12 protein-coding genes and 4 pseudogenes are annotated in these 13,662 nt (G+C 60.3%); 7 read left to right on the plus strand and 9 right to left on the minus strand.

Going from position 1 to position 13,662, the window contains the following annotated elements; genetic code table 11:
- Positions 1–279: 279 nt before the first annotated feature.
- The 5 genes from ACSQ3Z_RS34815 (at position 280) to ACSQ3Z_RS34835 (ending at position 3,757) form a co-directional block, all read left to right on the plus strand.
- On the plus strand, positions 280–609 hold the full coding sequence (locus ACSQ3Z_RS34815; protein WP_436175648.1) for a hypothetical protein: 330 nt from the start codon (positions 280–282) through the stop codon (positions 607–609).
- A gap of 35 nt (positions 610–644) precedes the next feature.
- Positions 645–1,622 carry an IS5 family transposase gene (locus ACSQ3Z_RS34820; protein ID WP_436175649.1) on the plus strand — a complete coding sequence of 326 codons (978 nt, stop codon included), beginning with the start codon at positions 645–647 and terminating at the stop codon, positions 1,620–1,622.
- Between the two features lie 112 nt (positions 1,623–1,734).
- Complete coding sequence (locus ACSQ3Z_RS34825; RefSeq protein WP_436175650.1) at positions 1,735–2,700, plus strand: helix-turn-helix transcriptional regulator; 966 nt, start codon at positions 1,735–1,737, stop codon at positions 2,698–2,700.
- 110 nt (positions 2,701–2,810) lie between these two features.
- Entirely contained in the window at positions 2,811–3,224 is a 414-nt protein-coding gene (locus ACSQ3Z_RS34830; protein ID WP_436175651.1) for a hypothetical protein, read from the plus strand.
- Positions 3,225–3,262: 38 nt separating this feature from the next.
- Positions 3,263–3,757, plus strand: coding sequence for a hypothetical protein (locus ACSQ3Z_RS34835; RefSeq protein ID WP_436175652.1), 495 nt, complete (start codon positions 3,263–3,265; stop codon positions 3,755–3,757).
- 223 nt (positions 3,758–3,980) lie between these two features.
- Here ACSQ3Z_RS34835 and ACSQ3Z_RS34840 read toward each other — a convergent pair whose 3' ends face one another.
- The 7 genes and pseudogenes from ACSQ3Z_RS34840 to ACSQ3Z_RS34870 all read right to left on the minus strand — a co-directional run.
- The gene (locus tag ACSQ3Z_RS34840) at positions 3,981–4,937 is read right to left on the minus strand and encodes a DUF2950 domain-containing protein (RefSeq protein WP_436175653.1); all 957 of its coding nucleotides are present in this window, start codon (positions 4,935–4,937) and stop codon (positions 3,981–3,983) included.
- A 25-nt stretch (positions 4,938–4,962) separates the two neighbouring features.
- A complete protein-coding gene (locus tag ACSQ3Z_RS34845) occupies positions 4,963–6,321 on the minus strand; it encodes a DUF3300 domain-containing protein (protein ID WP_436175654.1) in 1,359 nt (452 codons plus the stop codon).
- 332 nt (positions 6,322–6,653) lie between these two features.
- Positions 6,654–7,688 (minus strand): DUF2955 domain-containing protein, encoded by a 1,035-nt coding sequence (locus ACSQ3Z_RS34850; RefSeq protein WP_436175655.1) that lies wholly within the window; start codon positions 7,686–7,688, stop codon positions 6,654–6,656.
- A pseudogene (locus tag ACSQ3Z_RS34855) lies at positions 7,678–8,430 on the minus strand (HlyD family secretion protein); the annotation flags it as partial. The gene ACSQ3Z_RS34850 and the pseudogene ACSQ3Z_RS34855, both read right to left, overlap by 11 nt.
- A gap of 3 nt (positions 8,431–8,433) precedes the next feature.
- Positions 8,434–8,742 carry a hypothetical protein gene (locus ACSQ3Z_RS34860; RefSeq protein ID WP_436171170.1) on the minus strand — a complete coding sequence of 103 codons (309 nt, stop codon included), beginning with the start codon at positions 8,740–8,742 and terminating at the stop codon, positions 8,434–8,436.
- A gap of 173 nt (positions 8,743–8,915) precedes the next feature.
- Positions 8,916–9,195, minus strand: a pseudogene (locus ACSQ3Z_RS34865) (phosphonate metabolism protein/1,5-bisphosphokinase (PRPP-forming) PhnN); the annotation flags it as partial.
- A gap of 54 nt (positions 9,196–9,249) precedes the next feature.
- A pseudogene (locus tag ACSQ3Z_RS34870) lies at positions 9,250–10,398 on the minus strand (heavy metal translocating P-type ATPase); the annotation flags it as partial.
- 107 nt (positions 10,399–10,505) lie between these two features.
- On the opposite strand from ACSQ3Z_RS34870, the gene ACSQ3Z_RS34875 reads away from it, so the two are divergent.
- Positions 10,506–10,961 carry a MucR family transcriptional regulator gene (locus ACSQ3Z_RS34875; RefSeq protein WP_436175656.1) on the plus strand — a complete coding sequence of 152 codons (456 nt, stop codon included), beginning with the start codon at positions 10,506–10,508 and terminating at the stop codon, positions 10,959–10,961.
- 224 nt (positions 10,962–11,185) lie between these two features.
- Positions 11,186–11,395, plus strand: coding sequence for a cold-shock protein (locus ACSQ3Z_RS34880; protein WP_436175657.1), 210 nt, complete (start codon positions 11,186–11,188; stop codon positions 11,393–11,395).
- 323 nt (positions 11,396–11,718) lie between these two features.
- On the opposite strand, the pseudogene ACSQ3Z_RS34885 reads toward ACSQ3Z_RS34880, so the two are convergent.
- A pseudogene (locus ACSQ3Z_RS34885) lies at positions 11,719–12,133 on the minus strand (curlin).
- A gap of 172 nt (positions 12,134–12,305) precedes the next feature.
- Positions 12,306–12,626 carry a curli-like amyloid fiber formation chaperone CsgH gene (gene csgH / locus ACSQ3Z_RS34890; RefSeq protein WP_436175678.1) on the minus strand — a complete coding sequence of 107 codons (321 nt, stop codon included), beginning with the start codon at positions 12,624–12,626 and terminating at the stop codon, positions 12,306–12,308.
- Between the last annotated feature and the right edge of the window lie 1,036 nt (positions 12,627–13,662).

Below are 13,662 nucleotides of genomic sequence, written 5' to 3' on the forward strand. Positions count from 1 at the left end.
GGGGTCCCGTTTGGACGAAAATCACCCCTTAAACAGGGTCCTCATTCCACGAAAAATCACAAGGAAGAAGGTCGAGATGCTGTTTGCCCACCTCAAGCGCATCCTGAAGCCGGATCGCTTGCGACTACGAGGACCAAACGGTGCTCGAGACGAGTTCCATCCGAGACGCGGCCGACTTTTTCAACGATATCGACCCAAAGCGGATGTTCTCCGGTGGCTAGTTGCGCATAGGCGCGAGTGCTACGCTATAGCAAACCCACGTGTAGTGCCGGAGGCATCGTGGCGCGCCCGGAACGAAAGCTTGTGGCGGTTTTGGCAGCAGATGTAGCTGGCTACTCGCGTTTGATGGGGGCCGATGAGGCCGGGACTCTCTTCCATCTGAAGGCACTGCGCGCGGAAGTGATCGATCCAAAGATCGCGCAGTTCAGGGGTCGGCTGGTCAGCACCGCAGGCGACAGTCTGCTGATCGAGTTCGCCAGCGCTGTCGATGCGTTGCAGTTCGCAGTCGAGACGCAAGAGCGCATAACGGTACGCAACACTGATCTTCCGTCAGAACAGCGCATGGCCTTGGCGTTGGTGCATGGATCGTTTTTAAGGATTTGCCGATAGGCGAGCGCGATCACCAACGAGATGATTTTCGCCCGATGCCCTTCAAACACAATGCCACCCGCCGTCACCGAATACCGAAGATGAAATACAAGGTGACGAACTGGCCGGCGTACGAGGCGGGCCTGCGCCGACGCGGCAGGTTGACCCTGTGGGTGACGCCGGAAGCACTGGCCGGATGGCAGGCGCCACGACGAAAGACCCGTGGTGGCCAATTCCGCTATTCCGATCTTGCCATCGAGACGGTCCTGATGCTGGGTTGTGCGTTCGGGCTTCGTCTGCGCCAAAGCGAAGGGCTGATGCTCTCGCTGCTCGATCTGATGGGCCTTGATCTGCCTGTTCCCGATCATACGACGCTGAGCCGCAGGGCGCAGACATGGGCGCCGCAGGTCAGCCGGCAGAGCCATCCAGAGGATGGCCCTTTGCATGTTCTGATCGACAGCACCGGCTTGGAAGTCTATGGCGCCGGCCAGTGGCTCGAAGTCAAGCATGGCGCCAGATCACGGCGTGCCTGGCACAAGCTGCATCTGGCCCTGGACGCTGATAACGGTGAGATCATCGCCCACAGGCTGACCGATCAGGACGCCGGCGATCTCTCGCAAGTGGCGCCGCTGCTTGATCAGATCGACAGAGAGATCGGCCAATTCACAGCCGACGGAGCCTATGATGGCGGCCCCACCTATGGTGCTGTCCTGCAACATAGCGCTACCGCAAGAATTGTCATTCCTCCACGAGTCACGGCGACAGAAGGTATCGGACCACCCGATCAAAGGGATCGCCACATCAGAGCAATCGCCAATGACGGTCGGCTGAAATGGCAGGCTGCCACTGGTTATGGAAAGCGCTCTCTGATCGAAACGGCCATCGGACGGTACAAGGGGTTGATCGGCCGACGTCTGCGAGCCCGCTCCTTTGCCGCCCAGCAGGCGGAGGTTGCCATCGGCTGTGCTGTTCTCAACCGCATGCTCGCCTGCGCACGCCCGGAGTCCGTTCGCTGCACAGCAAACAGCGCATAGCCGGCGAAATCAAAGACCCAATTGCGCCGCATGCCGCATCCATGCACCAACGCCGATGAAGACCCCAGGGCCGCTGCCATTTGCGGTTCTCTTTCGCCTTGATCCTTCACTGATGCCGACGCTCAACGCGCGCCATCTCAACAACGTCTGGCGACGGCACATGGTGACTCTTCCCGTGGGAAGCCCGGCTACCAGCGACTCATTTGTCTCGCTCGATCAGGTGCGCCACACTGACTTCTACGGTGAAATACTCGAGCCTTGGGACATCGGGCATGGAGCCTTCTTCGTCATCGACGACACGCCGAAGTTCCACGTCTTGTTGAATATCTGCCGCTCGACGACGCGCGGACCGTTCACGTCGACAGAGCTTGAGGCCTCGCAAGAATTGCTTCCACACTTGAGGCGAGCGATGCAGCTGCGGCTTCTCCTCGAACGGAGCCGCGAACAGGAAAAGCTTGCGCTGGAAGCGCTCGACCAACTTGCAGCGGGCGTGCTGATCCTCGACAGCCAGGCGCGTGTACTGTTTGCGAACATGGTGGCACAGGAGATCGCCGCAGCGCGGGACGTACTGGTCCTGACGGACAGGACGGTCAGGTGTCGACAACGAGAGCAAAGCGACGTCCTACGAAGGCTCGTAGGATCCGCCATCGCGGGAGGGCCTGGCGGCTCGCTTCTGCTGAGCGCTCCCTCGCGCCGGCTTCCCGTGTCCGCGTTCGTCACACCTCTTGTCGGCACGCTCGCGATGTCCCTTGCAGCCCAAGGTCCGCAAGGCGCCGCCGCGGTTTTCCTTTCCGACCCCGAACGCCAAGCTGTCACTTTAACCGAACATCTGCAGGCACTGTACAAGCTCAGTCCGACAGAGGCGCGCGTTGCCTGGTTGATCGTGCGGTCCCAGAGCATCAGTGACGCCGCCAAATCGTTGGGACTCGCGCCTGAAACCGTGCGCACACATCTCAAGCACATCTATGCCAAGACCGGCGTCAATCGCCAGAGCGCACTGGCGTATTTGCTGGGGGCGGCAGCGGTTGCCCGCGTCCCGCAGGCACCATCCCCCGTTCGGGTGATGGTGCTGTCCTGATTAGCGAGTTAGTATCCCAATCTGCCGGGGGCATGAAAACTTGCAGTCACGTGGAGGTCGTGTTGCCTCTACGTTGCGTCGCTCCAAGAAACGGCGACAGGGAGGAACCAGTGAAACGTGGAGTGATCGCTGCGTTGATCGCAGGGTTGGGAATTACATTGTTATCGCTGCCCGCATTCGGTGTGAGCGGAACACTGCAAGTGACGAAGGAATGCTCGAAATACACAGGCGGGGCTGGCTCCTTCTGCACAATCACGGTCTCGAACTGCGATGCGATCCCGGTCGGCTCGAAAATCGTCTACGCAAAGGCTGCCACTGAAGCTGGCGGACTGGACACCGATATTGTTATCAATACTCCAAATGGCGACACCGGCTACGGCCATGTGGTCCTCGATGGCGCGACAGAGACCGGCACGGTGACGCTGAAGGGGGGTACCGGGCAGTTGGCGAAACTAGCAGGCGACCTCGTGGTCGCTCCGCTCGCTAAACCCACCTACAGTTGGGCGGGGCCGTACTCGTATTAGGAGCGACCGGCGTCGGCAAGCGGCGCGCGGAAGTCACGGTGGAGGAGTTCGCGCGCGTATTGGGTGAGCTCAGCCGCCAGGGGTCGAGCACGTCGCGCGCGAGGACCAAGTGGACATGTGAGCCGTGCGGCGAAGGATCGACCTCGCTGAACTGCCGCGGCGGCGTGCCGTCATCCGCTTCCATTTCCGCGACGATCCCCCCACCGAAGTGTCCCCACTACTGGTTTGTGGTCGAGCCAGACGCGGACTTGCCCGAGCTATGCTCGCTCGAACCCCGCCGGGACGTCGACCTTTACGTCGAGACCGGCGTTGTTTTGCTGGGGGCCATCCTGGAGGGCCGCTCTAGCATCGAGCGTGAGAAAGATGAGAAAGAAAAGGGCGGCCTTTTCCTGAGCGGCTACCCTGGCCATGCCCGCAGCATGGACCGTTGGCTGCGGACCTCGGTCTATGCGACGCTCGAGCCTTCTGGGCCTGTAGAACCTTCATTAGCCGAACGATGTGTCGAACCGATGCGATCGCGATCGTTCCTGTAAGCATGGCACTATCAAAGCCGATCGTGAATGGCTTGCCGCCCAAGTCTGGAAAAGTGGGCTGGGAAGGGTACATTGGGTGTCGTCTTGATGGACCGATTCAGCGGCGGGCAATATTTGAACTGTTTGTCAGTAAGGTTGTGACCCACCAGTTTTGGTTGATCATGAGGCGGCCGCTGGCCGCGAGGCCCCCAGTGGCGACAGGACCCACGGCTTCAAATTGAAGCTAGTCACCTGTCACCTGCCATTTGTCATCGGGATTGAAAAGCTTCATCCCTCTGGCCACGGTCTCGGTGTTCGGGCCGAGGTCGGCCTCGTAGACGATGCCTTGCTGATTGACCACAAAAGTTTTGACGCCCGTTTCGGCATATTTCACAGGCCAGGCCACAAGCGCGAAACCTGCGATCATGTTGCCGTTGATGACATAGTTGTAGGCGCCGCCGGCGATATTTTTACCTTGGCCGGGCAGGATGCGGAAGCGATAGCCAAAATAGCCATCGCCTTTCTTAGCCTTGCCCACGGTCGCCTGGGTGATCAACTCGCCTACGGGGCTAACGCCATGGATCTCGTCTGTCGGCCAATATAGTCCGTCGGCCTTGCCGTCGCTGCTGACCAGCTTCTGGGCGTACTCCAGCGCGCCATCACCATCGCGGTCTGCAGCAGCGTAATCGCGCTGAGCGTCCACGTAGGAGCGGACCGTTTCGATTGCTGCGATCTCATTTTCGCCGACGCGCCTGTTGATGATCTCCTCGATGCCGGCATGGGCATCGAAGGCCCATTTGCCGTCTTTACCCTTTGCGAGAGGAAATGGCAGGGGCCATAGCTTGTCGCCAATATCGAGTTCCTTGCGATCGCCCACATCGCGCACAATCACCGTCTTGGCGGCACCCTGCCGGATCTGCGCGTAGGTGTCCATCACGCCTTCGCTGGTCCTCAGCTTCGCGGCATCCAGTCCAAGCAGTCCGGCCAATCCATCGAAGTCGTCCTTCGCCAGAACCGATTTGAACGCTTCCACTGCGGCTGAGGGATCATCGAAAAGCGGTGGAGCCTTTTTGGCCACATAGCCCGAGAGGCTGTTCTCCTCCTGCGCATTCGCAAGATTTAGAGAACCCATCCCGATGCTCAAGATCATTCCGGCTCCGAGCAGCGAGTATAGAACGGCAGTCCTGACGCAGTTTTTCATGGTCGTTTTTCCTCTGGCCAAAGTTTTAACCCCTGCGCCCGCCACCGCCTTGCCTGCCGCCGCCGGACCTGACCTGCTTGTGCCCGCCGCCGCCACGTGCTCCGCCTCCCATGCTCTTAGCTCCCCGGTTGGACGAAATCTTCTGAGTTTTTCCTGAGCTGACATTACCGAGACCGGAAGGCTTCTTCGGCCTGTTGTCTGCCTTCGTTCCGGCCTTCGGCTTGCCAACCGGGCGATCGATTTTCCCTGACGCCTTAGCGGCGCTGTCTCTGTTTTGTCCCGAAGCAATCGAATTGTTACCGGTTGGCCTTTTGAGATCCGCCTTCGCTGCCGGATAATTGCCGGGCCAGGCTTTCAAACCCTCTTTGATTTCCTTTTGGCGGACGTCCTTCACCTTGCCCGAGTTTCGGGACAGCGTGTTCACCCGGTCCCTGTTGAGATCGGACGCCTTGTTGCGCAGGTCGTTGCGATCGTTGGTCTTGACCCGATCGCGCATGCCCGCTTTGTCGATCTTGGCGAATTGATTCTTGTCGAAGTTTATTTTCGAACGGTCGACATTCTTCCAGTCGACATCGTTGAAATTGACCTTGCCATTGATGTTGTTGAAGCAATTGTTGCAGTCGATATCGATATCGTTGCCGTTCCAGCCGCCGCCCCAGACACCCCAGTTGTCCCAGTCCACTGCCGCAGCAAAAACTGCGCCGGTGACAAAGGCCGCAAAGTAGGGCGCGGTCGGATAGTAGTAGCTTGGGTAGGGGTCTGGATAATAGGAAATCGGAGCAACCGGGTAGTCGGCGGCATAGAGCATTTCCGGTTCGTACCGTGGAACATAGATCGCGTCCGCGCTAGCGGACTGGATGACGACATTGTCGTTCTCCTCGACCACCTTGATCTTGTCATCAGTCTTGATCACGCCCTTGGCCACAGCCTCGTCGCGCAACTGCTGGATGGCGACGAGCACGTCTTTTTGCTGATAGGTCAGTGCCTCGCCAAGCGTTTGGGTCCATTCCAGATCGTCGCTCATCATCTTGACGACCTCAGGATAGTTGAGCAGCGAAATGACGCTGCCGTCCCAGCTCTCTTTCGGTTTCAAGCTTTTGTTCTTGGCGACCTGATCCAGGAACCGGCTCGCCTCCACGATCTGCAAGGGATAGAGCGACGCTTCGGAAATGACTGCGACAAGCTCATCGGGATAGAGCGCAATTCGCGCTACCAGGACTTCGAGTTCATCCTCGTCGAGCGGTTCTGGAGCTTGGGTTCCCGCTGCGCTATCGGCAGCAGCGGCTTTATCCTGAGCAATCGCGAAAGAGGGCGGACCGGAGCACATCAAGAACGCCATTATGGCCACAGTGCCAACAGGCCACCGCGGAAACTTGATCTCCATTGTCGTCCCTCCAAGTTGTTTCAACCTGGTTGTCAGCGACGTTCTGTCGCCGAGTCCAAGCGAATGTTTTTGCCTCGGTGCGACCTTGGCGCATTACTTGCCGAAGGGCAAGGTAAGTAACTGTATGCTAGGGGCAGAACTGGGGAACCGTGCCTGCAAATCAGCCGCCGTCGAGGTCGGCTTTGGATCGAATGTCCCCGCAAGAGACAGCGTTCGAAGGCGCGGCAGATGGCCGGCCTGGATTCGACCATAGGATCTCCTCAAGCCTCAAAGAATGCCCCCCGGAAAACTTCCACGTAGCAAAAACATGCGGCCCGAGCGATCACAGCACTTCATGACAGCACCGTGTCTTCAGCGCTTCGCCTCGGTCCTGGCCAAAGCAACGCCGCCATGAAGATCGTATAGGCGATGGCCACCAGTATGTAGTTGACCCGCGTGGCAAAAGACTCCACTGCCGATCCCGGAAGCGGCGAGACGCCCGTTCCGAACAGGATGAGGAAGATTGTAAGCGCGCCCGCGTAGAGCTTGGCGGCAGGGTTGCTCAGCGCGGCGCGGCCGCCAAACACCAAGCCGGCGAGCAGCACCAGCACAAACAGCGAGGGGGTGGTGGGACGAACCTGCAGCAATGCGAACGCAAAGGATGCAACCACGCCACCGAGGAGATTGACCACAACGAGGCCGAACGCCGCCCTTGCGCTCGCGATGACATCGAGCTGCGACAACAACGATGCAACGGTGATCGGAATGACGATTGCCGTGGCGAGGCCGTCCCGCGTCAGGCAAGCGAGCACGGCGATCAGCAGGATGGCGGTGTTGGCGACAGCGAAGCGAGTAGCGCGAGGGTTTGCGGCTGGAGCCGGGGCCTGAACATCGGCGCTGCCTCGGTCGGGTATGACCGCATGGGCAATCCACATCAGGATCGCTCCATTGACCACGCCCTGTACAAAGATCGACAGGATGGAATCGCCGAGATCGCGGTTGAGCACGGTCAGCAGCGGCACCATCACACCGACCACCAGGACAAGAAAGATCGCCCCGCCGCCCTTGCCGTTCGCCTGCAGGTAGAAACAGACGAAATAGACGAGCCCGAGCAGAAGCAAAAGGACTGGTGGCCGATCACCTGTCAGTACCGCGACGGCCTGCAGAAGCGCGCCGGCGACAACAATGAGGATCGCCATTCCCAAGGCCTGTTTCAGCGGCAGCGGGCGGGAACTGGAGATCAGGAACTGAGCCGCGAACAATGGTCCCAGAAAGGGGATGATCGCCCCCGACAAAACCGACCACGTGAAGCCGACGGCTACGGCCAGCGCGATGCGCAGGCCCTTGCGCTTGGCATTGGCATGCGCAAGCTCGCCATCAGCTGACATAGGTCAGGACCGACAACACGCGCATCCAGATGAGGCCGATCGCGTTCGTCACCGGATTGTCGCCGGTATAGATCACCACGTTCGCCTGCGAGCCGTAGCGCACGCCCTTCGGCCTGCCTTCGTCGAGGACCAGGCGGACCGGAAAGCTCTGTGGCGTTCTCACCCATCCGCTTTCGGTGGTAATCTTCGGCAGCCCCGTCTTGGGGTCGACACTTCCCTGGGCCACGCCCATCCCGACGCTCTCGACCGTCGCGCCGAAAACCTGGCCGGGCAAGAGGTCGAACAACACGTCCGCGTGGTTCCCGGCTGCGACGTTCTCGAGGCTGTTCTCCTTGAACGCCGCGGTGATCCACACCGTGCCGACGTCGATGAAGGTCATAGCACTCTGGCCGGCGCCGACCACGCCTCCGACGGAAAGCTGCAGGTTGGTGACGACGCCCTCGGCCGGCGCCAGAACCGTGGTGCGCAAGAGATCAAGCTGCGCGCGTTCAAGCGCGGCTAGCGACTCCTTCAGCTGCGGATTGTCGGCGCCGGCGGGCCCAAGCTCTTCCTGCGCCTGCTTGAGGTCCGCTTCCGCGGCGACGACCGAGGCATTTGCCTGGTCCACCGCCGCCTTCGCCTCGTCATACTTCGCCATGGCATAGACGCCGCGCCTGACCAACTCCATGGCCCGGTTGGCCTGCTCCTGGACGTTGTCGCGAACTGCCCTTGTTTCCCACGCTGCAGGCACAGCACTCATGGCTGTTCACCGTGGCGGCCATGGGTTGATACCCGATTTGCGGGCGGCGTCGGTGTTCAGCACTGCTGCTCCTACCTCTCCAACCAAGCGATCCACGAGTTCCTGCCATTCGGCTCGTCTGGCTTCGCGCAATTCCAGCGGGGCCTCGTCGACCTTCGAAAGCGCAAACTCTGCATCCGCGAGTTCCTCGCAGATGTCGCGAAAGGTCTCACTTCGGTCCATCAGCCGATGGATCGTCAATTCAAACTGGGGGTATCGGCGTACTGCCGCCGAGACCGCTCGGTGTCTGTCAGACGATCCGCCTTTTGTGTTCATGACGCCAGTTCATCGACCTGACGGAATCATATTGCAAAGAGAGGGCAGCAGAAGGTAAGTTACGTGGGTAAGCATGTAACCGCACAACAACAAGAACGCGGTTGCAAGGGATCAAGTGACGACATGGCGATCCAGGCGGAAACGCCCGCACCGGGGGAGCGTGAGCTCCCCATCGACAGGTCGGAGAACGCCATCGCCTTGCGCAGCACTTCGGCAAAGCGCTCGCCTGCCACGTCGCGGACGCCGCTGTTGTCGATCGAGGTGACATCGGGGCCGGACAGCGCGACGGACGTGCTGCGCGCCAGACGAGCCAGCACCTCGCCACGCGATTCGCGGCCGCGCATGGCCCAGCCGCTCGGCGAGGATTTCCGGCGTCGCGGTGATCTCGACAACGGCCAGATTGGCGTAGCGGTCGCGCAACGCCGGGATGATGGCGCGGGAGACATTGGCGACCCTGAGCCCCTGCCCCTTCAACTCCCCGACAATGCGCTGCTTGTCCTCGGGCAGCAGTTCGGCGCGCACCTCGATGCCGAGCTGCTTGCCGATGGCAGCCGCCGTGCGCTTGTTGTCACCGGTCAGCATGACTGTTTTGATGCCCGCATCGGTCAGCGCCTTTAGACCCGCCAATGCGTCCGGCCGGGGTTCGTCGCGCATGGCGATGAAGCCGGCAAGAGCGTCGTCGATGAGCAGCAGCACCGACACCGATTTTCCTTCATTGTTCAGGGCCGCGATGCGTACAGCCTGGTCAGCTGGCAGCGAGGCCTTTTCGCCGGCAGCGGCCGGCGAGCCCAGAAACAGGCTCTTGCCGCCGACGCGGCCGACGACGCCCTTGCCGCCAATTGCCCGAGCCTCGGCAGCAGGTGGCACGGGAACCTTGTCAGTATTGGCCCTTTGCAGAATGGCCAAGGCCAGCGGATGGCTGGAACCGGTCTCAAGGGCCGCCGCAAGGGACAGAATGTCCCGTTCACTGGCGCCGACTGCAACGACGTCCGTGACCTGCGGCTTGCCGAACGTCAGCGTGCCAGTCTTGTCGAGCGCCACGGCGGTGATGCTGCCGAGCCCTTCCAGCACCGCGCCGCCCTTCATCAAAAGGCCGCGCCGGGCGCCGGCCGAGAGCGAGGCCGCGATCGCCGCCGGCACCGAAATGACCAGCGCGCACGGGCAGCCGATGAGCAGCAGTGCCAGGCCCTTGTAGATCCATTCGCTCCAATCGCCGCCGACGAGCAGCGGTGGTGTGATCGCCACGAGCGCCGCAACGGCGACCACGCCGGGCATGTACCAGCGCGACAAGCGGTCGATGAAGCGCTCGGTCGGCGCCTTGCTTTCCTGCGCCTCCTCGACCAGCTTGACGACGCGCGCGATCGTGTTGTCGGCGGCGCCCGCCGTCACCTTGATGCGCAGCACGCCGTCGCCGTTTATGGTGCCGGCAAATACTGTGTCGCCGACCCCTTTGCGCACCGGCACGCTTTCGCCGGAAACAGGCGATTCATCGACGGCGCTCTCGCCTTCGCTGATCTCGCCGTCGGCCGGAATTCGGTCGCCGGGCCGCACGAGGATGATAGCGCCCACTGACAGGCTATCGGCCGGCACCTCGCAGGTCTTGCCGTTCAGCACCGGAGTCGTCAACAAAGACTGGGCGCACAACAACGTCTCCATGCCGAAGCTACCGGCTTTTCTTCAATCCGGATTTGACACGGCGGTTGCAAGTGTCGGATAGGCTGTTTATCTCGCTTTGTCTGATTTATCTGCATTGGAGAGAAAGCGTGGCCGACGAGGAAACAAACAGCGCGATTATCGAACTAACAGCTGACGTTGTTTCGGCATTTGTGTCGAACAATCCTGTGCCCGTCGGCGAACTCCCTGCTCTGATTGGCCAGGTTCACCAGTCGTTGAGCTTATTGCAGTCTGGCGCTCAGTCCCAACCGGAGGCAGAGCCGTTGAAGCCCGCAGTGCCAATCAGAAAGTCGGTCACGCCGGATTTCATCATCTCGTTAGAGGACGGTAAGAGATTCAAGTCGCTGAGAAGGCACCTGCGCACGAGCTACGGTCTGTCGCCCGATGAATATAGGGCCAAGTGGGGTCTGCCCTCCGACTACCCAATGGTCGCACCAAACTATGCTGCAACTCGCTCAGCTATGGCGAAGCAGATCGGCCTAGGGCGAAAACCTCAGGAAGCGGCAAAGGCGGTGGCCAAGAAGCCAGCAAAGAGGAAATCCTAAGCCTAGTCGACCAATCTTACCGATCCCGAACCGGACATTTATGAAGCTTTCTCGTTCTTGGAACTCTGGTTCGTAAGACAGTCCCTAACGCCCACAATCGATGCGTCCGGTGCGCTTTCCATGTTGGCAATGGATGACCGTCTCGATACGCTTGGCCTGCTGATCTTGCCGCTGAAGTGACCAAGCGATCAGCACGCGGTCATCCTGTCAGAAAAGGGCTCTCTATGGCTACCGGTACGGTAAAGTGGTTCAATTCGCAAAAGGGTTTTGGTTTCATTCAACCTGATCAGGGCGGCCCGGATGTGTTCGTGCATATTTCCGCCGTCGAGCGCTCCGGTTTGCGGGGTCTCAATGATGGTCAGAAGGTCAGCTACGAGCTGGTGCAGGACAAACGTTCCGGAAAGACGTCAGCCGATGAGCTCCGCGTGATCTGACGGAGGCTGACCGGGCACGCGGCGGTCGGTCCTTCCCTTCCACATCATCGAGCGGAGAGGAGCCTGCATGTGCTCTGGCAGGTCGAGCTCGCCGCGCGTCTCGACCTCCATAAGATATCGGGCCTTGGCCAGGCGATCGGCTTCCCTGACCGCAGGATAGGAGCAGATGACCAGCAACGCCAATTCCTCAGCTCGGCTGGCTCTATCGTGGTCGCGGCTGCTGCCGCCCTTTTCGTGGAAGGGTTCGGGTCCACTATGTCCGTATCGGTGCCGCCCTGAAGCTTCCTTAACACCACCTGGCGGAAAATCCATCTTCGTGACCACTACCAACGGTAGCTCAGGGTAGCGCCGCTGCCACCATTGCCGTTCTGCACGACATTGGCGCTGTTGCTGCCTCCGAACTGGAAAATGCCGTAAGCGTCGTCATCACCGTTCTGCTGCAGGCTGGCGGAATGGCCGTTGCCCTTCTGCTGGATGATGCCCAGATTGCCGCGGCCGTTCTGGACGATGCCAGCCGCGTTGCCGTGTCCGGACTGACGGATGCTGGCGCCGTGCAGGCCGCGATATAGCGAATAGACGCGCAGGCCGGTCGCCAGAGCGCTGCCGTCACGCGCGTTGGCCGGGGGCATAGGTCACCGAAACCGAGCCGCCGGCGAAGGTCGGTGTGGAAAGTGCCAACTGACCGATGCTGCCGGCAACGAGAGCGGCGGTAAGGGTCTTGAACATATTGCAGGTCATCCTGGTTCTCCATTTTCCGGTTGCCTCAGCCCATGGCCACCTTCTGATTTCGCGGCTGAACCTTGCCGGAGTCCGCCGTTCAGATTGCATTCAGCCGCCTTTTCATGGCTGGCTTGCTTAAAAATGGACGCCGGTCGCCCGACGCCCTTTTTGCAAAACCCGGCCGGTGCGATCAGGTCGCACCGCCGATCCGGTCGGTGCAGCCGATGCTCTTGCCGTCGACCGTGACCTCAAGCCTGGCGTCATAGACGGCGCCCTTCGCGTCGAGCGTGACGGCGCCGAGCGTGGCAGGCCTGCCGGGCGCAGCGCTGAAGGCGCCGCCCTGCTCGATATTGGTGCCGCCGGTCTGGCCGGCGCTTTCGACATGGAAGGAATAGGTGCCGCTCACCTTCCTATCCGCATAGGCGAGTGCCTCCAGCGAGACCATGTCGCCTTCCGGCGTGACGCTGATCTCGCAGCGCGCTGGCCCGGTGGACTGGTCGGCGATGGCGATGGCGTCCTCTCGGCATTACACACTTGGAGCAGATCCGCAACGACATCGGGCATGGTCAGAACTTACAGGCATAGACGTGAATGGATTTGATCGCGATCAATTCGACCCTTCGAAAGTGAATTTAAGGTCCGGACCCGCATTGTCCCCAGCTGGTTTTTAACGTGCTCTCGTCCTAATGTTATGGGGTCCAAGGCGGAAGCCCTTGCCAAACAGATCGGCGGCAACAAAGTGCGAGTAGAGACGATCACGCGGAAAAAACTCTAGGTGCTCACAATCTCAGAAGGCGCGGACGAACGCGCCCACAGCGTCGGGTTGTGCTGAGAGCATGTGACTGCCGCAATGCACATTCGCACCGCAAGCGCGTGCAGCCCGCAATAGAGCGGTTTCCTTCGGTGACATGATGACCTCGGCCACCATGTGGCTGGAACGAATTGAACCGGCCGGAATAGGCAGATCGTCCCCTTCGCGCATGCTGCAAAGCGGCACAAGAAAGCCAGAGCCACGGCTCGGATACGATACCTCAAATCCGTGGATCATTTCTGGGTTTTGACCAAGGCTCAATGCGCCCGGTGGTACCATCACCGCGAGCGTCCGCGTCCAGGAAGCGGCCGGAGCCGGACAAGCATATCGGGCTTCTGGAGACCGTCTGCACCAATCAGAAGGGCAGCCAAGTTCTGACCGGCACTGCCACTGTGATCGCTCCCGAGCGGACGATCGAGTGGCCTCGGACGCGGAAGCGGCGCTGCCGCCCAACACCAACCCGTCCCTACGGGCCTAGCAGTTCTTGGCGGCCCCCGCCGATTTCGAACCTTCGCTTCAGATGCAGAAGGCCACGCTGCAACAAAATGCATTCATCCGCGGCAGCCTGCCTAATATTTCGGCAGGCCTTCCAGCAATATTAAGTAAAATTGGCCGAGCTTCACGCTGAAATTGTATTAGCAATCGCTTATTCTATTCGCTCTTAACAGTTGATCGAAGAAAGCGATTTTTCTCTGTACTATATGGTACTATATGGCCATTTCTTGAAACGATAATT

Source organism: Mesorhizobium sp. LjNodule214 (assembly GCF_964252735.1).
Taxonomy (GTDB): Bacteria; Pseudomonadota; Alphaproteobacteria; order Rhizobiales; family Rhizobiaceae; genus Mesorhizobium.

Bases quoted from the DNA above. Each gene is read 5' to 3' on its own strand.
- ACSQ3Z_RS34820 (WP_436175649.1), top strand. From the start codon at position 645: ATGCCCTTCAAACACAATGCCACCCGCCGTCACCGAATACCGAAGATG.
- ACSQ3Z_RS34825 (WP_436175650.1), top strand. From the start codon at position 1,735: ATGCCGACGCTCAACGCGCGCCATCTCAACAACGTCTGGCGACGGCAC.
- ACSQ3Z_RS34840 (WP_436175653.1), bottom strand. From the start codon at position 4,937: ATGAAAAACTGCGTCAGGACTGCCGTTCTATACTCGCTGCTCGGAGCC.
- ACSQ3Z_RS34845 (WP_436175654.1), bottom strand. From the start codon at position 6,321: ATGGAGATCAAGTTTCCGCGGTGGCCTGTTGGCACTGTGGCCATAATG.
- ACSQ3Z_RS34850 (WP_436175655.1), bottom strand. From the start codon at position 7,688: ATGTCAGCTGATGGCGAGCTTGCGCATGCCAATGCCAAGCGCAAGGGC.
- ACSQ3Z_RS34860 (WP_436171170.1), bottom strand. From the start codon at position 8,742: ATGAACACAAAAGGCGGATCGTCTGACAGACACCGAGCGGTCTCGGCG.
- ACSQ3Z_RS34880 (WP_436175657.1), top strand. From the start codon at position 11,186: ATGGCTACCGGTACGGTAAAGTGGTTCAATTCGCAAAAGGGTTTTGGT.